The sequence below is a fragment of the Nonomuraea sp. B12E4 genome (assembly GCF_039871825.1).
Taxonomy (GTDB): domain Bacteria; phylum Actinomycetota; class Actinomycetes; order Streptosporangiales; family Streptosporangiaceae; genus Nonomuraea.
On record NZ_JBDPME010000014.1, the window covers coordinates 1 to 19,846 of the forward strand.

Below are 19,846 nucleotides of genomic sequence, written 5' to 3' on the forward strand. Positions count from 1 at the left end.
AGGCTTTCGTGTCGTTCGAGGACGTCGCGGAGCGCTGCTCGCAGGGCGTTGGTGTCGATGGGGCCGTGGAAGCGCAGGGCGGTGGGGAGGTTGTAGGTGGGGGTGGGGCCTTCCAGTTCGGCCAGGAGCCAGAGGCGGCGTTGGGCGTGGGACAGGGGTGGTGTGGGGGGTCGTGGTTGGGGGGTGAGGGCGGGCCGCTGGGTGCCGGTGGTGCCGGTGCCGGTTTCGGTGTCGGTTTCGGTGTCGGTTTCGGGGTCGGGGTGGAGGCGGGTGGCCAGGGTGGTGATGGTGGGGTGTTCGAAGATGGCGCGGGTGGGCAGGTCGGTGCCCAGGGTGGTGCGGATGCGGCTGGCCAGGCGGGTGGCGAGCAGGGAGTGTCCGCCGAGGTGGAAGAAGTCGTCGTCGATGGTGATGTGGGGGATGCCGAGGATCTCGGTGAAGAGTTCGGCGAGGGTGGTTTCGGTGGGGGTGCGGGGTGGTCGTCCGGTGCTGGTGGGGGTGTCGGGGGTGGGGAGAGCGGCGCGGTCGATTTTGCCGTTGGCTGAGACGGGCAGGGTCTTCAGCAGCACGAACACCGCCGGCACCATATGGGGTGGAAGCTGGGCTTCCGCCGTCTCCCTCGCATCCTCCTGACCGGCCGAACCGGCCAGGTAGGCCACCAGCCGCTCATGACCCGCCACATCGGCGCGCAGCATCACCACGGCGTCCTTGACCCCGGGCGTGGTACGCAGCGCCGCCTCGATCTCACCCAGCTCGACCCGCTGCCCACGGATCTTCACCTGGTGGTCCATCCGCCCGAGGAACTCGAGCTGCCCGTCGGGAAGAGCCCGTACGAGGTCACCGGTGCGATACAGGCGGTCACCCGCCCGGCCCGAGAACGGATCGGCGACGAACGACACCGCCGTGGCGGCGGGCCTGCCGAGATACCCCAGGCCCACCCCCTGGCCGCCGACGTACAGCTCGCCCGGGACCCCGGCCGGCACCGGCTGGAGAGTCCGGTCCAGGACGTACAGTTCGAGGTTGCGGACGGGCCGCCCGATCGGCGCGACCACGTCCGGAACGTCGGCCGCGCTCGTGATGAAGCCGTGGGTCACGTCGTCGGAGCACTCGGTGGGCCCGTACGCGTTCACCACTGGAACGCCGGGGAAACGCCGGAACCAGCGCCGGCACAAATCAGCGGAAAGGCTCTCGCCGGTGACCAGCAGCCGGCGAAGAGCCCCCAGGTCAGGGAGCGGCGCCCCGTCGTCCCAGGCGTCCAGCGCGGCACGCAGCAGGGACGGCACCACTTCCAGCACCGTGACCCGCTCCCGTTCGGAACGGCGGAACAGCGCCACCGGGTCCAGCGCCACGTCATCGCCGACGACCACGACGCACCCGCCGACGGTGGAGGCCGTCAGCATCTGCCACACCGAGACGTCGAAGGTCAGCGGGGCGTTCTGCAGGACGATGTCGGAATCGCCCAGCTCGAGATCCTCGTTCTTGGCCGCCAGGTGGTTCACCATGCCCCCGTGGTGCACGAGGGCCCCCTTGGGCAGGCCCGTACTGCCGGAGGTGTAGAGCATGTAGGCCGGCTGGTCCGGACGGACCTCGGGCGGCTCGAAACCCCCGTCGGGCGTGGCGGACCCGTCGAGAGCCACGATCCGGCAGGAGATCTGCGCGGCCGCCGCGATCTCGGCCGCGGTCCCCGCGTGCTCGGGCCCGGCGAGGAGGAATTCCGCGCCGCTCGCCCGCAGCATCGCCGCGTTGCGAGCCACGGGGGCGCGGGTGTCGAGAGGCAGGAACGCGTTGTCCGCTCCCAGCACGCCGAGCACCCCCGCGATGACGCGGGCGCCGCGGCTGGCGTAGATGGCGCACATCCCGCCCGGGCGGGCACCGAGGGAACGAAGACGGCGGGACAGGGCGCCCGCTCGCCCGCACAGCTCCCCGTAGGTGACCCGGGCGTCGTCCGCGATCACCGCCGGCTCCTCCCAGTGCGTCGCGGCCATCTCCCGCACGCGTTCCAGCAGGTTGGCGAACGCCTCGGGCCGTCGCGTCCCGTTGAGCCCGGTGAGCAGCCGCGCGCGCTCGCCGGGGGCGAGGATCGACAGCCTTCCCACCTCTCGCTCGGGAGCGCCGGCGATCTGGTCCAGGAGGCGTATCAGGCGATCCGCGACGGCCTCGGCCTCGTCGGCGGTGACCAGATCCGGCCGATAGTCGATGTGGAGTTGCGGGTCGGGCACGGGGAGGACCACGAGCCTGAGCGGGAAGTGGGCCGCGTCGTGCACATCCGCGCCGACCAGCGAGAGCCCCTCGGCGGGAGCGTCGAACGTCGAGACGTCCAAGGGATAGTTCTCCACGACCACCACCGTGTCGAAGAGCTGTCCCAGGCCGGCCATCCGCTGGATCTCGGCCATCCCCAGGTGCTGGTGGGGCATCATCTCGGCCTGCTGGTCCTGTATCTCGGCCAGCATCTCGGCCACGGGACGGGCCGCGTTCGGGCGCACGCGAACCGGAACGACGTTGATGAACGAGCCGACCATCCCCTCGGCCCCCGCCACCTCCGGAGCCCTGCCGCTGACGGTGGCGCCGAAGCAGACGTCGTCCCTCCCGGTGAGCCGGGCCAGCAACAGGCCCCAGGCGCCTTGGATGACCGTGTTCAGCGTGAGCCCGTGACCCTGCGCGGCGCGGCTCATCGCGGCCATGAGTTCCGGCGGCAGCACGACCTTGTGCTTGCCGGGCATCACGGGTGGCAGTGACGGGTCGACGGGGACCACGATCGTCGGCTCCGCCAGGCCCGCCAGGGTCTGCCGCCACGCCTCCCTCGCCTTGCCGGCGTCCTGCCGCACCGCCCAGGCGAGGTGGTCGCGGTGGGGTACGGGGGCCGGCAACTCGCCGTCGTCACCGCGCTTCTCGTACAGGTGGAACAGCTCCTGCAGCAGGATGGGCATCGACCAGCCGTCCAGCAGGATGTGGTGGTTCGTGAGCAGGAGACGCGAGCGGCCGTCGCCGCGGTGGATCAGGGTGAAGCGCAAGGACTCGGGCCGCGACAGGTCGAAGCGCCGGTCCAGCTCCTCGGCGGTCAACCGCGCGACCTCGGCGTCCCGGCGCTCGCCCGGGAGCTCCCGCAGGTCCTCTTCGCGCCACGCCGCCGCCACACCCTCGATGATCAGCTGGACGGACTGGCCGTTCCCGCGCTGGCGGAAGGCGGCGCGCAACGCCGCGTGCCGCCGCACCAGGGCGTCCGCGGCGGCCCGCATCGCGGCGGCGTCCAGGTCCCCCGCCAGGTCCAGGCGGTACTGAACGTTGTAGACGTCCGGGCCGTCCTGGTCGTACAGTGCGTGGAACAACACGCCTTCCTGAAAAGGCGTCAGCGGCAGGATGTCCGCCACTCTGTTCCGTTCCGCCACTTCGTCCTCCATCACTCTCCCGGATCGCTACCGGGTCACGCCTGCCGTTCCATGGCTTCGACGAGGCTCTTCGGCCGCATGTCGGTCCAGTTCTCCTCGACGTAGCGCAGGCAGGCGGCACGGTCGGCCTCGCCGAACACGACGGTCCACCCCGCCGGCACGTCCACGAACGTCGGCCACAGGGAGTGCTGGCCCTCGACGTTCACCAGAACCACGTAGGGCGCGTCCTCGTCATCAAAGGGATTCGTCACGGCGATGCTCCGGTGGGCTCGAAAACGGGTCGCACGTATGTCGCACGTATTCTGCTGGAAGGCTAGCAATCGCCTCTAATCTTCGACTTATCCGCGGCTTAAGCAGCTGCATGACGCCCGATAAAAGGCCTCTTTATTCAACGCCGCCGCCGATGGCTGAAAACTCCGCCGGGCCGCATGATGGAAACCAGTGGTAAGCCCCCAAGGAAAGCGGAGCCATGTGCGGTGTCGCTGGATATATGGACCTTCGCGGGCGGCGACCTGCCGACGACGAGGTCCTGTCGGCCATGACGGCCGTGCTGGAGCACCGCGGTCCCGACAGCTCCGGCCGATTCACCCACCCCGGAATCGGGCTGGGATTTCGCCGGCTGAGCATCATCGATCTCGCCACCGGCAACCAGCCGATCACCAATGAGGACGGCAGCCTGGTCCTCGTCTGCAACGGTGAGATATTCAACCACCGCGAGCTGCGGGAGAGGCTGGTGGCCCGCGGGCACACGTTCCGTACGGAGGGCGACGTCGAGGTCCTGATCCACCTCTACGAGGAGCGGGGGGTCAGGCTGCTCGACGACATCAGGGGCCAGTTCGCCTTCGCGATCTACGACCGGAACCGCCACCGGCTCTTCCTGGCCCGCGACCATGTCGGGATCCTGCCGCTGTTCTACACCCAGACCGCCGAGCACTTCGTCTTCGGCTCGGAGGTCAAGGCCGTCCTGCCGCACCCGGACGTCCGCCGCGAGGTCGACCTGGCCGGCCTGGACCAGGTGCTCACCTTTCCCGGACCGGTCAGCCCCCGTACCATGTTCGCAGGCGTGCGCAGCCTGGAAAGCGGGCACTACCTGCTGGTCCAGGACGGGCAGGTACGCAAGGTCCGCTACTGGGACCTTGACTTCCCCGAGCTCGGCGAGGAGCCCGGCGATGAGCCGGAGAGCTTCTACGTCGAAAGGCTGCGCGCCCTTCTCGCGACCTCGGTGGAACGGCGCCTGCTGGCCGACGTGCCCGTGGGCTTCTACCTGAGCGGAGGGCTGGACTCGTCCCTCATCGCCGCCCTCGTCGGCGAGGTCTCCCCCCGCACCCGCCGGCACTCCTTCTCGATCGCCTTCCCCGACGCCGCCATCGACGAGTCGCCCTACCAGCGCCTCATGGCGGGCAAGGTCTCCTCCCGCCACCACGAGGAGGTGTTCGAGGCCCGGGACGCCGCCGAGAGCTTCCGCCGGATGATCTGGCACGCCGAATGCCCCGTGAAGGAGACCTACAACACCTGCTCACTGTCCCTGTCGGCCGCGGCGCGGCGGGAAGGGGTGCGGGTCGTCCTGACCGGGGAAGGCGCCGACGAGCTGTTCGGCGGGTATCCCGGTTACCGTTTCGACCAGGCCGGTCGTACCGGCACGCGGTCTCGCCGGGGGGTCGGCGAGCTGCTGGAGGACGAGGCCAGGCATCGCCTGTGGGGCGATGAGCGCATCTTCTACGAGCGCGACTACCAGGCCTGGAGTGAGACGAAACTGGAGCTCTACTCGCCGGAGGCGGGAGCGCGGTTCGACGAGTTCGACTGCCTGAACCTGCCGCTGGTCGACCACGAGCGGCTGCGTAACCGGCATCCGCTGCACCAGAGGTCGTACATCGACGTCAAGCTGCGGCTCTCGGACCACCTGCTGGCCGACCACGGCGACCGGATGGGCCTCGCCAACGCCGTCGAGGCGCGCTACCCGTTCCTGGATCGCGACGTCATCGATTTCGCCACGACGATACCGCCGCGTCTCATGGTCACCCCGCGGAGCGAGAAGTACGTGCTCAAACAGGCGGCGCTCGGGCTGGTGCCCGCCGAAATACTCCAGCGCGAGAAATTCGGTTTTCGCGCGCCGGGCAGCCCCTGGCTGCTGCGGCACGACCAGGAATGGGCGAACGACATGTTGTCGTACGCCCGCATCAAACGGCAGGGCTACTTCAATCCCGACACCGTCGAGCGGCTCAGGACGCGGTACCTGCGCCCCGATTTCGACGTGCACCCGCACCTCGGCGACGACCTGCTGCTCATAGTCCTCAGTTTCGGGGTGCTCGTGGACCTGTTCGACCTGCCCGACCACCACTGAATTACGGCATCGGCGAGGACGTGTCTTGAGGAAGGAATGAGGATGGCTTTCGAGGCGATCCATTCGATGGTCCGGAGAGCGGCGGAGCGGTCGCCGGGACGCGGCGCGGTGTCGTCCCCGGAGCGCGAGCTGACCTATGCGGCGCTCGAGAACGCGGCCACCCGCGTCGCGACCGAGTTGGGCGCGGCGGGCGTCGGAGCCGGCCGGCTCGTCCCCGTGCTCGCCGAGGACCGCTGTGAGACGATCACCGCGGTCCTGGCCATTTTGAAGATCGGCGCCGTGTTCGTCCCCGTCGATCTGGCGGCTCCTCCGGCGCGGATCGGCCACATCCTTGCTGACACCAGGGCCGAACACGTGGTCGTGGGCGGCCTTACGGGCGATGGTGCCGTCGCCCGTAAGGCGTTGGAGCTGTGCCGTACGCACCTGCCCGGCGCCCGCCTGATCCGGGTGGAGGCGGGAAAACCGGACCAGCACGCGCTCGAACCGGATTTCACCCCGCACGCCCCCGCGCCCGACGATCCCGCTTACGTCATGTACACCTCGGGCTCCACCGGCCGGCCCAAGGGCATCGTCGGCCGGCTCGGCGGCATCGATCACTACATCCGCTGGGAGACCGAGCTTATCGGCGCGGCGAGCGGCTGGCGGGTCAGCCATCTCACCTCCCCCGCCTTCGACGCGATGCTGCGCGATCTGTTCGTCCCCCTCACGACCGGGGGAACGGTGTGCGTCCCGCCCACCGGCCTGCTCCTGGACCCCTCCGGCCTGCTCGGCTGGATCGACGAGCAGCGCGTCCAGCTCGTGCACTGCGTCCCGTCGATCTTCCGCGGCCTGGTCACCGCCTCGGCCGGCGGGCCCGAACTGCTCGACCTGCGATGCGTCGCGATGTCGGGCGAGCGGCTGTCCCCTTCCGACGCGGCCCGGTGGTTCGAGCGCCACGGCGAGCGGATCAAGCTGCTCAACCTGTACGGCCCGTCGGAGACCACGATGACGAAGACCTACCACTTCGTCACCCCGGACGACACCCGGCGCGGCTCGATCCCGATCGGCCGGCCCATGCCGGGAGCCGAGGTCCTGCTGCTCGACGCCGGCCGTCGCCCCTGCGAAGCCGGCCGGGTCGGGGAGATCTACCTGAGGACGCCCCACCGGTCGCTCGGCTACCGGGACCTTCCGGAGGAGACGCGCGCCGCGTTCGTGACCAACCCCTTGACCGGGGATCCGGCGGACGTCGTCTACCGCACCGGTGACTTCGGCCGCCTGCTGCCCGGCGGCGACCTGGAGTTCGTCGGGCGCAAGGACCACCAGGTCAAGGTCGGCGGCGTACGGATCGAACTGGGCGAGATCGAGAGCGTGCTGCGTACCCACCCGATGGTGAAGGACGCGGCGGCGGTGGTCCACGAAGGGACCGGCGAGACGCCCTCGCTGTGCGCGTTCCTCGAACTGTCCGGTCCCGCCGACAACGACGAGCTGCGCCACCACCTGGCGCAGCGGCTGCCGGGCAGCGCCGTCCCTTCCGTGCTGGTGGCGCTCGACGAGCTGCCGCGCACCATCAGCGGGAAGGTCGACCGGCGTGCCCTGCCCGCCCCCACGGTTCCCGCCCCTCGGGAGGACCAGGAGATCGTGGCGCCGCGCACGCCGACGGAGAAGGCGCTGGCGCGGCTGTGGGAGGAGTTGCTACCGGTCGAGGAGGTGGGCGTCCGGCACGAGTTCTTCGACATGGGAGGCCATTCGCTGCTGGTCATGAGCATGATCTCCCGGCTCGGCGAGGAGTTCGGCGTCGAGGTCCACCTGCAGGCGTTCCTGGCCGAGCCCACCATCGAGGCGCTCGCCAGGCAACTGGAGGAGGCGCTCGTGAACGAGCCCGGCGCCGACGACGACCTGCTGGACGTGCTGGGCGCGACCCAGCCCGGAGCGGGCGAGGGCACGAGATGAGCCGGTCGGGGCCGGCGCCGCTGAACGCCGGGCAGGCGCGCGTCCTCGAACGGGAAGTCGAGCTGGCGATCCTGGCGCACGAGCACGTCGCCGACTGCGCCGTGGTGTACCAGAGCTCCGCCTCGCCCGCCGTGGTGGCGCGGGCGTGCGCGAGCTGCGGCATGGACGCCGCCTACCCCGGCGCCGACCTGGACGGGGACGGCACCTGTGCCTTCTGCCGCCTCTACACCGGTCACCGGGAGGAGATCCACTCCTACTTCGGCGGGGTCGAGGACTTCCGGGAGAAGGTCGGGCGCGGCGCGGCCGAGTACGACTGCCTGCTGCTGTTCAGCGGCGGCAAGGACAGCACGTACGTGCTGCACCGGCTTGTGGACCTCGGCCTGCGGGTGATGACGTTCACCTTCGACAACGGGTTCATCTCGCGCACCGCGCTGCGGAACGTCGAGGACATCACCAGCAAGCTGGGCATCGAGCACGTCACCGCGGGGCGCGACGACCAGAACCGGATCTTCGTCGAGAGCCTGCGGCAGCACAAGAGCGTGTGCAACGGCTGCTTCCGCTCGCTGCTGAGCCTGAGTACGCAGCTCGCCGCGGAACGCCGGATCCCGACAATCGTCACGGGCCTGTCCCGGGGCCAGATCATCGACGAGCGGCTGAGCTGGTTCTACCGGCGAGGCGTCTTCGACCCGCGGGAGATCGAGCGGCAACTCACGATCGGGCGCACCGTCTACCACCAGATCGGCGAGCGAGTCGACCCGGCGGCGGTGGACGCCGTCGAGGTCGTCGACTTCTTCCGCTACGACGATGTCGCGAAGGACGGCATCCTGCGCTTCCTCACGGAGCAGGCGACCGCCTGGTCACAACCCAAGGACACGGGTTTCTGCAGCTCCAACTGCATGATCAACGATGTCGGCGTCTACGTGCACAGCGCCGAGCGCGGCTACCACAACTACGAGTCGCCCACCCGCTGGGAGGTGCGGCTGGGCCACCTGCGCCGGGCACAGGCGGATGAGGAGTTGCGCGCGCCGGTGAACATCCCGCGCGTGCGGACCATGCTCGGCAAGATCGGTTATGCCGACCCCGCCGACCGTCAGCGTCTCGGCCGCCGGCTCGTGGCCTACTACGTGGCCCGCGGCCCGGTCACCTCCGCCGCCCTGCGCGGCTTCTCCGCGCGTGCCCTGCCCGGCTTCCTGATTCCCGAGCGGTGGGTGGCGGTCGACAGCATCCCCCGGGAGGCCGGTGCTCTGCTGCGTCATGAGCTCCCGTCCCCTTCCCCCGCGACCGAAGATCAGGACCACGCCCCCGGCGACGGGACCCCCGGCGACCGACCCTCCAGAGATCGAGCCCCCGGAGATCGGGCCTCCGCGTCCGCTTCCCGGGCCGCCGGCCGGGAGTCGTTCCTCCCAGCCCCCGCGCAACACCGCCTCCTCTCCAGGAGCGGAGAGCCAGGCGCCGTTCCCGGGCGGGTCGTCCTGGCCGGGCTGCCGGACCACACCGACCTCACCCGGGTCCGCCGCGCGGTGTCGCAGCTCGTGCTGCGCCACGACGCGCTCCGCCTGCGCTTCCGGCAGGGCGCTCCCGGCGGGGACTGGCAGCAGTTCGACGCCGGCCTCGCCGCGCGGGTCCCTGTGCAACGGCTGGACCTGAGCCTGCGCCCCGGGCCGCACGACGACGTGCTGAGGGCCCTGGCGGACCGGCTGCTCGCGCAGACGGACCCCGTGACCGGTCCCGTCGTGAGATGCGCGATCGTGGAGACCGGCGACGCGCGCCTGCTCCTCATCGCCGCGCATGGCCTCGTCATGGACGTCCGCTCGTTCCGGCTGCTGCTGACGGACCTCGCCGGCGTCTGGGACTGGCTCGGCGAGGCGTCCCCCGAGCCGCCGCCGGCGGGCTCGTTCCTCTCCCTTCTCCCCAGCCCCGAGCACGTCCGACCCGCCCCCCGCGTCCCCACGTCCGAGCCGGGCGCGGGCACGTGGGTTCCCGGCGCGGCTGAGCCGGGCGCGGGCGGGCCGGGCGCGGGCGAAGTCACCACCACGTGGCTGCCCGAGGCGGAGACACGAGCGCTGTTGCGGGGAACCGCCGAGACCGGGCTACCGGAGATCACCGCCGTACTCGCCGCGCTCGCCACCGCCCGGGAACCCGGCGTACCGCCGCTGACCGTGGAATTCGCCGATCACGCGTGGCGGCCGGACGAGCGGGAGGCGATGACGGTCGGCCCGCTGCTCGCCGCCGGCTCCGTCTCCCTCACCCGGCCGGACCTCACCCGCCCGGATCTCGGTGCCCCCGGCGCGGTCTTGGAGGAGATCGGCCGTCAGGTACGGGTCACGCCTCCGTACGACTCCCGCTCGGTTCTGACGGCGGGAGCCGACCTGGGGATCGCGTCCGTCCGGTTGCACTACTTCGGGCGCTTCGCGGACGAGGCCGACCTCACCGGCGGAGCGGAGCCGTTCCAGCCCTTGGCGTTGCCCGGCCACGGCCTGGCCGCGCTGCCTGCCGCGTACCCGATGGAGATCGGCGCCTGCCTCGCCGGCGGGCGGCTCCGCCTCCAGTGGTCGTCGCGGACGGGCGGGGACGTGGCCGGCGTCGAGCCGGGCCGGGCCACGGCCTGGCTGGAGCGGCTGGCCGGCGGCCGCTCGCGCGCATGATGTGCTGCGCGATGCCGTCGCGGCGGACCCTGGGCGTCCTCGGCGGAATGGGACCGGCCGCGACGGCCGAGTTCCTGCGCCTGCTCGCCGCGGAATCCCCGGCCGGGACCGATCAGGAGCACGCCCGCCTGCTCCTGCTGTCGGAGCCGGGGATTCCGGACCGCAGTACCGCCGTGCTCGCCGGCCGCGCCGACCCGCTGGTCCCCATCAGGCAGGGGCTGCTGAGTCTCGCGCGGTGGGGAGCGGATCTCCTGGCCGTCCCGTGTAACACGGCGCACGCCTTCATCGAACGCTTCTCCGACGAGCTCCCTGTCCCCCTTGTCCACATCGTGGACGCGACCCTGCGGGAGGCGATGCGCCGGGCACCGGAGGGGGGCTGGCTGGCGGCGACCACGGGGACCGTGGCGAGCGGGATCTACCAGCGCCGGGCCGTGGAGCTCGGCTACCCGTTGCACGTGCCCGGCGGCTCGATCCAGGCGTACGTCCAGCGGACGAGTGTCCTGGTGAAGGCGGGCCGCCTGGCCGCGGCAGGTCAGGATTTCCTGACGGCCGTCTCCGGGATGTGGCACCGCCACCGGGTGCCGGTGCTGGCCGCGTGCACCGAACTGCCCCTCGCGTACGAGGCCGCGGAACTGCCACCCGAGTTCCTGATCTCCAGCCTCCGGGCCCTTGCCCTCGCCTGCGTCGAGCATCTGTACGACGAGGCCGGGACCACGAGCACCGAACCGATCGCAGGCGTCAAGCCGGCCGCAGGAGGCGTCAAGCCGGCCGCTCGCACCGCGCCGACCGCAGGCGGCTCACCCGCCCGCGAGCAACTCATCCGGCCGCGAGCGATGTGAGGGTGACCCACTCCCCCCGATCCGCGCCACGCTCCAGCCGCTCCCCCAACTCGGCCGCGTACCGCTCATCCACCTCGGCCTCCACGGACAGGCGCCGCAGCAGCCGCTGAAGACACAGCACCAGCCACCCGCCGTCCGCGAACGCGCCTCCCAGGCGGTCCCGGTTGCCGAGCCACATGAGCAGGCACGATGCGGCGGCGTGGTGAACGCAGTGGGCGTTCGCGTCGGCCAGCGCCCGGACGGAGCTCGAGTTCCAGGGCGTGGTGCCGCGTACCCGGGTGTGCAGGGCGTCCCGCAACTCGCCGAGCGCGGCGCACAGGTCGAGCAGGTCGGCGCCGGCCGCGGGCGGGCGCCGGCCCCGGACCAGGGACTCGGTGCGGCGGACGGCGAGCGGCCACGCGGCGCTGATCTCGTCCAGGCCGCCGTTGGCCAGGCGCAGCCGCCGCCCGTCCGGGCTCCACACCGGAGTGTCTTCGCCCTGGTCGAACAGCCGCCGCACCAGGTCCCGCGCCGCGTCGTCCGGCTCGCCCGCGCGGGCCACCACAGCGGGAAGCTGTTCGGCGATCCACTGGAGATTGACGTGGGTCGTGCCCTCGAAGACGCTCGCGATCGCATGGTCACGCTGGAGCTTCTGGAAGGCGCCGGAGGCCACGCCCTCCCGCAGGTAGCTGCGGGCGCCCATCACCACGCCCACGCTGTGCACCGTCTCCTCGGCGATGACCGGCACCAGGTATTTCGCGACCGCGGACCACAGGCTCAGCCGCTCCGGAGCCAGCACCAGGGCCCGCGAGATCGGCAGCGCCGTGCACTCGCCGATGAAGAGGTTGACATGCTCCTGCACGAGCTGGTGCCGGATGATGGGAATGGCGAAGATCTTGTCGCCGTAGAGGCGGCGGCCCATCGAGTACCCGAGTCCCATGCGCAGCACGGCGTCCATGGTGCCCAGGGAGAGCGCCGCGATGGCCGTACGGGTGATCTGCAGTGTCTTGAGCACCTGGGTCACCCCGATGCCGGACGGCCCGATCAGGGCGTCGCCCGGCAGCGGGGCCTCGTGGAACTCGACTCCGCTGAGGTCGTGCCCCCTGAGGCCGAGGGTGCGCACGAACGGGCGGCAGCTCCACGCGCCGTCGGGCAGCCGCTGTTTGTCGACGAGCGCCAGCGAGAGGTCGAACTCGCCGGTCCTGGCGAGCACGGTGACGAAGCGCGCCCGCGTGGCGTTTCCCACCGGCCACTTGACGCCGGTCAGGCGGAGGCCGTCCCCCTCCTTGGTCAGGGTCGCCTCGGTCGCCTGCAGGTCGCTGCCGTGGTCGGCCTCCGACACGCCGAAGCAGGCCAGGCCACCGGCCAGCAGCTCATCCGCCAGCGCCCGCTTCTGCTCGGCGCTGCCCCACAGCCACACGGGGTTGGCCGCGAGCAGGGCGGAGCCGTACGTCACGGCGACCGCGGCGTTGCGACGGGACAGGACCCGGCACACGTGCGCGAGATCCTCCAGCGTGCGCAGCCGCCCGCCCTGCTCCACCGGGACGAGGAGCCGGTGGAAACCCCACTCCTCGATCAGCCCGCGGGCGTTCGCCGGGAACTCCGACGCCTCGTCGCCCGCCACGATCTCCACGTAGGAGTACGGAGTCCCGCCGGCCATCGGGTCCCCCAGGAACCCGTCGAAGGAGGCGGCCAGCGCCTGAGCGGAAGAAAGCGATCCAGTCATTGATTCACCGTTTCGATTCAGCGGCCAGCGAATCGTCCGGAAGAAATACTAGTCCGGCGCCCGGACATCGAAAAAGAATGTCTCAGGGGAACCCGCCCGGCGCATTATCAACGCGCCCCGCACGAATTAAGCGACCTTTAAGACCGGTTTAAGGAGCGCCGCTGGATTTCTCGCGGGACTCCGAGAACGGACAAGAGCCCACGTCCGGAAAGAACGCGGACCCTCCATCCGCGCCGGCCGGCCCGGCAGAACTCCTCGGGCGTGCCCCCGCCCGTACGGCGACCCCGCGTGGGTGCTCCCGGCGTCGAGGACGACGTCCGCCGGATCGGGGCGGCGCCGCAGGAGCGAGGACGACGTCCGCCAGGTACGCGGCGGGCGAGCCCACCGGCCGTGACTCGTCCTCGTGCCGGAAGTCCGGCTCGCCGAAGCGCTGATCGAAGCTCGGCAGGGAGGCGTCGTCGCGCAAGGGGTCTCCAGGATGGATGGACGGAGCGCGCACGGCGACACGTCTCACACCGTCGTCCCGGCGGCCCCGATCGGCCGGATGAAAGCGGACAGAAGCCCGACATCAGCCCTCCTTCGCAGCCAGTCGTAACCGGGTTGATCGCCGGGGGCGTAAAACTGTTGCCAAACCGCGATGACCAGGCGATCCTCCCTACGTGGCCGTCTATCTGCAGCTCCTGGATCGATTCCACATCCGTGGCGGCGACGGCCCGATCGCCGTGTCGGCCACCGGGCAGCGGCTGATAGCGCTGCTCGCGCTGCGCGGTTCGGTCAGCCGCAGCGTCGTGGCCGGGACCCTGTGGCCGGACGTCACGGAAAACCGCGCGCACGGGAGCCTGCGCACCACCCTGTGGCGGCTGCACCAGGCCGACGAGGGCATCGTGGGCAGCGACATGGGCGTGCTCACCCTGGCCTCCGCCGTCCACGTGGACGTGCGCTCCTACACGGAGCGGGCGCTGCGCTCGCTCGACAGCCCGGATGACCGCTGCCTCGCCACGATGCTCGAAGGCGGCGAGCTGCTGCCCGGCTGGGGAGAGGAGTGGGTGGTGTTCGAGCGCGAGCGGCTGCGGCAGTTGCGCCTGCACGCGCTGGAGGCCATGGCCGGCCACCTGCTGGAGCGGCGGCAGTTCGCCCTCGCGCTGGAGGCCGCCCTGCACTGCTCCCGGCTGGAGCCGCTGCGGGAGAGCGCGCACCGGGCGATCGTCGCGGTGCACCTGGCCGAGCACAACGTCCACGAGGCGCTCCGCCATTATGGAACGTTCCAGGCGCTCGTCAGGGACGAGCTGGCCATCGAGCCGTCGGACGCGTTCACCGCGATGGTCAGGCCGTTGATGCGCCGCTGACACTTCCGTGACGCGCCCGGCCTGAGGTGGACGGGTGGATGCATCGGACCCCCCGCACAGCGCCATCCTGATGATCAGCCTTTCCGCGGACCCCGCGACCGGCGTGTACGGCTACCGCGTCATGGAGACCCTCGACCCGCGGCACCCCGGCCACGTCTACCACCTGACCAGCCGCGAGCAGGTGATCGCCGCCGTGCGGGGCTGGATGGACGACTACGGCGGCGGTGACGCAGGTGTGACACATGGCTGACGAAGCCTGTCTAGCATCCTGAGGCATGACGGGTCTGCACCAGGGACTCGAGCAGGCACTGGGGCTTCTCGACCGGCTGCTCGGGCGCGCGGTCGAGACGGTCCTGGCGGCCTACGGCACCGACCGCGATCCCCGCCGCGGGCTCTACCTGGACCCCGAGGAGATCGCCCGGCTCGTCCGGCTGCAGCCGCGGCTGCCGTTCCGCGCCACGGACGAGCGCTCGCCGCTCGACCTGCTCGACCCCGGCTCCCGGCCCGCCGAGCTCGCCGCCCGCTTCCGGCTCACCGGTTTCGACCTGGGTGTGCTGGTCATCGCGCTGGCCCCCGAGCTGGATCTGCGCTACGAGCGCCTCTACGCCTTCCTGCACGACGACGTCTCCCGGCAGCGGCCGACCGTGGACCTCGCGCTCACGCTGCTGTCGGCCTCGCCCGGGGAGAAGCTCGCCCGGCTGGAGCACTTCGCCGCCGACGCGCCCCTCGTCCGCCATCGGCTGATCAGGCTGGCCCGCTGCCGGCTCGCCGAGCCGATCCAGGTCGCCGAGCCCGTCGTCAGGCACCTGCTCGGGCTGGGCGGGCTGCCTCCGTGGTGCGAGCTCGTCGATCCGGGCGACCGGCCCGCGGAGCCCGCCCCCGGCCCGCGCGTCTACCTGTCCGGCGCCGGTGGCCCGGCCAAGCGGGAGGTCGCGCTGAGCATCGCCGCCGCCGAGCGGGCGCCGCTGCTCGTGCTGAACGCCGGCACGGCCGCCGAAACCCTGCCGCAGGTGGAGCCCGGCTCCCAGGCGGAGAGCGGCTGGCCGCACGCCGACCCCGGCCCGCAGCCGGAGAGCGGCCTGCCGCAGGCCGTGGAGGCCGGGCTGCTGGAAGCCGCGCTCCGCGATGTCGTGCTCCTGGTGGACGACGTGGACGAGCTGGACGACCACGGCGCCCGGCGGGCTCTCATGCGCGAGCTCGCCCGGCGCCGCGGCACCACGCTCGTCGCGGGGACGGGCGCCGTGCCCGACGGCTTCGCCGAGCGGCCGGTCCCCGACCGGCAGGCCGCCTGCCGCGTGCTGACCCGCCTCGCCCAGCGGGTCCTGCCCCGGCACGGCTGGGACGACCTCGTCCTGCCGGCCGACACGGTCGATCAGCTACGCGAGCTGTGCTCCCACGTCCGGCACCGCGACCAGGTGCTCGACGCGTGGGGGTTCGGCACCGCGGCGAGCCCTGGACGCGGCGTCACCGCCCTGTTCAGCGGCCCCTCCGGCACCGGCAAGACCAGCGCGGCCGAGATCGTCGCCGCCGACCTCGGGCTCGACCTCTACCGGATCGACCTGTCCGCGGTGGTCAGCAAGTACATCGGCGAGACCGAGAAGAACCTCGGCCGCATCTTCGACGCCGCCGAGGAGTCAGGCGCCGTCCTCTTCTTCGACGAATGCGACGCCCTCTACGGCAAGCGCTCGGAGGTCCGCGACTCGCACGACCGCTACGCCAACATCGAGACCGCCTTCCTCCTGCAGCGGATGGACGTCTACGACGGCGTCGCGATCCTGGCCAGCAACCTGCGCCAGAACATGGACGACGCCTTCACCCGCCGGCTGCGCTTCGTCATCGACTTCCCCGTCCCCACCCGGGCCGAGCGGCTGCGGATCTGGCACCGCCACCTGCCCGCGAAGGCCGCGGTGGAGCCCGGCATCGACCTGGAGTCCTACGCCGAGCGCTTCAAGCTCACCGGCGGCAACATCAGGAACATCGTGCTGTCGGCCGCCTACCAGGCCGCCGCCGAAGGATGCCCGATCGGCGACCGTCACCTGCTGCACGCCACCCGCCGCGAGCACCAGAAGCTCGGCAGGCCCATGAACGGAGCGCAACCGTGAACGCCGTGGTGCTGGGCCTGCTGGAGCGGGAATGGGAGGCGCAGTCCGGCCGTGACCGCCCCTTCGCGATCACCTGCCGGGTCACGGAGGTGCTGGAGCTGGCCTACGGCGGCGCCGTACGCGATCTTCCGGACGCCGGCACGCCCGGCGACCTGCTGGCCGGACTCGGCCCCGTCACCCCCGCCCCGTGGGCTCTCCGGGTCCTGACCTCCCTGTCCGAGCTCGACCACCACACTCCCGCACCCCCCGAGACCGGCATTCTGGTACGCGCCGACCTTCCCCCCGCCCTCCCCGCCGCGACCGCCCGAACGGGACAGCCCGCCCCCTCCCCCAGGGCCGGACAACCCGCTGCTCGTCCTCGTGTCCGGCTTTCCCGGCTGGTCGGTGCGCACGTCCTGGCCGCGGGGGGCGGGTTCGGGCTCGCCACGGCGTTAGGAGACTCGCCGGTTCTGCTCGGCACGTTCGCCGCCGTCGCGGGCGCGTGGGTCGCGCTGCTCATCCCCGCGAAATCCTCCCGAGGCATTGGAGCGTTCCACGATGACGACGCAGCGGATCGCGAGGCGAGCCCGCAGGCGTGACCGCGCACGCACCGTGGTCAGGCGCTCGGCCGAGTCCACCTACGAGCGCCCGGCCGAGCCCGCGGCCCTGGCCGGTCTGAGCAACCGGGCGATGGCCGGGTTCGTCCAGGCCAAGCTCACCGTCAGCCGGCCCGACGACCCGGCCGAACGCGACGCCGACCGGGTGGCGGCCGAGGTGATGCGCTCGGCCGAACTGTCCCGGCCGCCGATGCGCGTCTCGGGCACCTGCTCCCGCTGCGCCGACGACGGCCGGCCGTGCACCGGCTGCCAGGCGAGGCGATCGCCGGAAGACCTCGGCAGCGCCACCGCGAGGCGATCGGCGGAAGCGGGCGCCGGTGGCGGGCGCGCGAGCGTGGTGGTGGTGCCGACCGGCGGGCAGCCGCTGCGGGCGGCGGACCGGGCCTTCTTCGAGCCGCGGCTGGGCGTGAGCCTGGCGGGCGTGCGCGTGCACACCGGGACGGCGGCCGGCGCGGCGGCCAGGTCGCTCCAGGCCAAGGCGTACACCGTGGGCGACGACGTGGTCTTCGGGACCGGCCGTTACGCCCCGGAGAGCGATCAGGGGCGGCTCCTGCTCGCGCACGAGCTGGCGCACGTCGCCCAGCAGAGCGGCACCGCCCGGCAGGGCGTGTGGCGCGCCCCGGAGGAGGGCCTGTCGGCGGTCGACGCGGGCAGGGCGCTGCTGACCGGCGGCCTGGCCGGGCTGGCGGGCGAGCTGTGGCTGCGGCTGTCGCCGGAGCAGAAGGCGTCCTTCGTCGACAGGGCGCTGGAAGAGGCCGCGAAGGTGGTCGCCAAGCTGCCGAGCGACCCGATACTGGGCGTGCTCTGGCCGCTGTTCCGGACCGGGCTCGAGGGTTTCGTCGCCCGCCTGCGCTCTCCGCAGGTGAAGGCCGCCGAGAAGATCCAGGCGATGGACAAGATCGCCGGGATCGTGGCCGGCCGGAACATGGACTTCAACAAGGCCTTCCTGGCCGGCCTGGCCAGGGGCTTCTTCGTCGAGGGCATGCTCGGCATCTTCGTCATGCTCCGCGACATCGCCCTGGCGATGCCGCGGGTCTGGGAGTTCGTCAAGAGCGTGGGCCGGGCCATCGGCGGGTTCCCCGACGCCGTCGCCGACCTCCTCATGGGCCTGCGGGACACCTGGCAGACCCTGGTCCGCGAGTCCGACTCGATCGCCACGCAGGCCTGGGACTACGCCAAGCACCCCGGCAGGGTGCTGGAGGCGCTGTCCTCGGCCTGGTCGAGCATCAAGGACCTGGTCAGAAGCAAGGCAGGCGACCTGGCCGAAGAGCTCGTCAAGGCGGTCAACCAGCCGGGCAGCGAGGCGAAGCTCGGCGAGACCACCGGCGGCGTGCTCGGGCAGGGGCTCTGGGAGGTCCTCTTCGGCGTGCTCACCGCGGGCGGCGGCGCGGCGGTGACCGGGGTGAAGGCCGCGCTCAAGCCGGTCATCGTCTTCTTCCAGCGGCTCGGCGGCAAGATCGCCGGCGGTTTCATGGCGCTCTTCCGCCAGGTCCACGGCCTCCTGGAGCCCGCGATCAAGTGGATCAGAAGCACGGCCGGCTCGGCCAGGGGCAAGCTGGGCGAGTTCGGCGAGAAGCTCGGCAACCTTATCGAGAAACTGAAGGACTTCTTCGCCCGGCTGCTCGGCAGTTGCCACGAGAGCCAGTTGACGTGCTCGTTGCCCGGGCCCCGGCGGAACAGATATCCGGATTTCGAGCCGGTGCACCCGGGGCTCCTGCCGAAGGCGCTCGCTCAGGCCGGCACCTTGAGCAAGCAACTCGGCATCGCCATCCCGGCCGACCGGCTCCTCGACGCGCCGTGGATCGGCCGCCTCCGCAGCAAGAAGACGGGGAAGTTGCGACCGATCTCCACCAGTCTGGGTTACCTCCGCAGTGAAAACCGGTTCTGGCGGAAGTTCGAAGAGCTCTTCCCGGAGGATTTCAAGCTCATCGGGAAGGACCGGCGCGTCACCAAGGAGCTCGCCGCGAAGTACGGCTGGGACCCCAAGCACGTGGGTGACAAGCTCGTCCACCACCACGTCGAGAACGGCCAGTTCGTGGCCGCGATCCCGGAGGGCCTGCATCACGAGCTCTCCGGGACGATCCACGCGGCCGCCACCGTGGTCGGCCAGCCATGAGCCGGGGAGGACGCCGTGTTCCATGACCTCGACCTGACGCTGACCGTGCTGCTGAACGACGCGCCGGCCGCCGAGCTGCCCGAGCTGAACGGCGCCGACGTGAGCTTCGAGGCGCCTGACCGGGGCTTCCACCCGCCGGCCGCCACGGTCAACCTGTTCTTGCACGAGGTCAAGGAGAACCGGGTGCTCCGGCACCCCGCGCCGATCGTGCGGGACAACGTGCGGCGCCGGCCGCCGCTGCGCGCGGACTGCTCCTACCTGGTGACCACCTGGGTGCCCGGACCGGTGGGCGCGCAGCGGGTGGTCACCGAGCACCTGCTGCTGGGGCAGGCGCTGTCCTGGCTGAGCAGGTTCCCGACCGTGCCGGAGCGCTTCCTGCGGGGCTCCCTGGCCGATCCGGACCGGATCTACCCGCTGCCCACGGCGGTGGCGCGGCTCGACCCGGCCGATCACAACGGGGACTTCTGGGCGGCCATGGGCGTCCCTCCCCGGCCGGCCTTCCAACTCACCGTCACGATCGAGCTGGATCTGGGCTTTCCCCGAGCCGAGCATCCGGTCGCGAGCGTGGAGGTCGGCCATCCGGGCGAGCCATATGTCGCGTTCGGCGGCCGGGTCACCGACGCCGCGGGCGCGCCGGTGCCGGGGGCGCGGGTGGAGCTCGAACCCACCGGCCGGACGGCGCGCACCGACGCCGCCGGGCACTTCGCCTTCGACCGGGTGTCGCCGGGCGACGGCTACCGGCTCCGCGCGGCGGCGACGGGTCATGAGCCGGTGGACCGGCCGGTCACCATACCCGATCCGAATGGCCACTACGACCTGCAGTTCAGGTGAGCGAGAAAGG

13 protein-coding genes are annotated in these 19,846 nt (G+C 71.6%); 10 read left to right on the forward strand and 3 right to left on the reverse strand.

From position 1 onward, the window contains the following. A partial coding sequence (locus ABGB18_RS28160) for an amino acid adenylation domain-containing protein (RefSeq protein ID WP_347698627.1) occupies positions 1 to 3,386 on the reverse strand: 3,386 nt, incomplete at its 3' end. Positions 3,387 to 3,421: 35 nt separating this feature from the next. Continuing rightward, positions 3,422 to 3,637 (reverse strand): MbtH family protein, encoded by a 216-nt coding sequence (locus tag ABGB18_RS28165; protein ID WP_347698628.1) that lies wholly within the window; start codon positions 3,635 to 3,637, stop codon positions 3,422 to 3,424. A gap of 218 nt (positions 3,638 to 3,855) precedes the next feature. Between ABGB18_RS28165 and asnB the strand changes: the two genes are divergently transcribed. From asnB to ABGB18_RS28185, 4 genes are read left to right on the forward strand one after another with little or no spacing between them, the layout of a single operon-like run. Further along, complete coding sequence (gene asnB, locus ABGB18_RS28170) at positions 3,856 to 5,727, forward strand: asparagine synthase (glutamine-hydrolyzing) (RefSeq protein WP_347698629.1); 1,872 nt, start codon at positions 3,856 to 3,858, stop codon at positions 5,725 to 5,727. A gap of 42 nt (positions 5,728 to 5,769) precedes the next feature. Continuing rightward, the gene (locus ABGB18_RS28175) at positions 5,770 to 7,656 is read left to right on the forward strand and encodes an amino acid adenylation domain-containing protein (protein WP_347698630.1); all 1,887 of its coding nucleotides are present in this window, start codon (positions 5,770 to 5,772) and stop codon (positions 7,654 to 7,656) included. Beyond that, positions 7,653 to 10,301, forward strand: a complete 2,649-nt coding sequence (locus tag ABGB18_RS28180) for a condensation domain-containing protein (RefSeq protein ID WP_347698631.1) — start codon at positions 7,653 to 7,655, stop codon at positions 10,299 to 10,301. The genes ABGB18_RS28175 and ABGB18_RS28180 overlap by 4 nt, the downstream gene beginning before the upstream one ends. Positions 10,302 to 10,312: 11 nt before the next feature. Continuing rightward, positions 10,313 to 11,140, forward strand: coding sequence for an amino acid racemase (locus ABGB18_RS28185; protein ID WP_347698632.1), 828 nt, complete (start codon positions 10,313 to 10,315; stop codon positions 11,138 to 11,140). Here the strand turns inward: ABGB18_RS28185 and ABGB18_RS28190 are convergent. Continuing rightward, positions 11,118 to 12,845, reverse strand: coding sequence for an acyl-CoA dehydrogenase family protein (locus ABGB18_RS28190; protein WP_347698633.1), 1,728 nt, complete (start codon positions 12,843 to 12,845; stop codon positions 11,118 to 11,120). The two genes, ABGB18_RS28185 and ABGB18_RS28190, sit on opposite strands and share 23 nt — an antisense overlap. 659 nt (positions 12,846 to 13,504) lie before the next feature. Between ABGB18_RS28190 and ABGB18_RS28195 the strand changes: the two genes are divergently transcribed. From ABGB18_RS28195 to ABGB18_RS28220, 6 genes are read left to right on the forward strand one after another with little or no spacing between them, the layout of a single operon-like run. After that, entirely contained in the window at positions 13,505 to 14,191 is a 687-nt protein-coding gene (locus tag ABGB18_RS28195) for a BTAD domain-containing putative transcriptional regulator (RefSeq protein WP_347698634.1), read from the forward strand. A 34-nt stretch (positions 14,192 to 14,225) separates the two neighbouring features. Next, entirely contained in the window at positions 14,226 to 14,441 is a 216-nt protein-coding gene (locus tag ABGB18_RS28200) for a hypothetical protein (protein WP_347698635.1), read from the forward strand. A 25-nt stretch (positions 14,442 to 14,466) separates the two neighbouring features. Beyond that, entirely contained in the window at positions 14,467 to 16,293 is a 1,827-nt protein-coding gene (locus ABGB18_RS28205) for an ATP-binding protein (protein WP_347698636.1), read from the forward strand. Next, positions 16,290 to 16,871 carry a hypothetical protein gene (locus ABGB18_RS28210; RefSeq protein WP_347698637.1) on the forward strand — a complete coding sequence of 194 codons (582 nt, stop codon included), beginning with the start codon at positions 16,290 to 16,292 and terminating at the stop codon, positions 16,869 to 16,871. Before ABGB18_RS28205 ends, ABGB18_RS28210 begins: the two co-directional genes overlap by 4 nt. After that, complete coding sequence (locus ABGB18_RS28215) at positions 16,831 to 19,005, forward strand: DUF4157 domain-containing protein (protein WP_347698638.1); 2,175 nt, start codon at positions 16,831 to 16,833, stop codon at positions 19,003 to 19,005. The genes ABGB18_RS28210 and ABGB18_RS28215 overlap by 41 nt, the downstream gene beginning before the upstream one ends. A 15-nt stretch (positions 19,006 to 19,020) precedes the next feature. Then, complete coding sequence (locus tag ABGB18_RS28220) at positions 19,021 to 19,836, forward strand: Pvc16 family protein (RefSeq protein WP_347698639.1); 816 nt, start codon at positions 19,021 to 19,023, stop codon at positions 19,834 to 19,836. Positions 19,837 to 19,846 lie beyond the last annotated feature (10 nt).

Bases quoted from the DNA above. Each gene is read 5' to 3' on its own strand.
- ABGB18_RS28205 (WP_347698636.1), top strand. From the start codon at position 14,467: ATGACGGGTCTGCACCAGGGACTCGAGCAGGCACTGGGGCTTCTCGAC.
- asnB (WP_347698629.1), top strand. From the start codon at position 3,856: ATGTGCGGTGTCGCTGGATATATGGACCTTCGCGGGCGGCGACCTGCC.
- ABGB18_RS28185 (WP_347698632.1), top strand. From the start codon at position 10,313: ATGCCGTCGCGGCGGACCCTGGGCGTCCTCGGCGGAATGGGACCGGCC.
- ABGB18_RS28215 (WP_347698638.1), top strand. From the start codon at position 16,831: ATGACGACGCAGCGGATCGCGAGGCGAGCCCGCAGGCGTGACCGCGCA.
- ABGB18_RS28190 (WP_347698633.1), bottom strand. From the start codon at position 12,845: ATGACTGGATCGCTTTCTTCCGCTCAGGCGCTGGCCGCCTCCTTCGAC.
- ABGB18_RS28180 (WP_347698631.1), top strand. From the start codon at position 7,653: ATGAGCCGGTCGGGGCCGGCGCCGCTGAACGCCGGGCAGGCGCGCGTC.
- ABGB18_RS28175 (WP_347698630.1), top strand. From the start codon at position 5,770: ATGGCTTTCGAGGCGATCCATTCGATGGTCCGGAGAGCGGCGGAGCGG.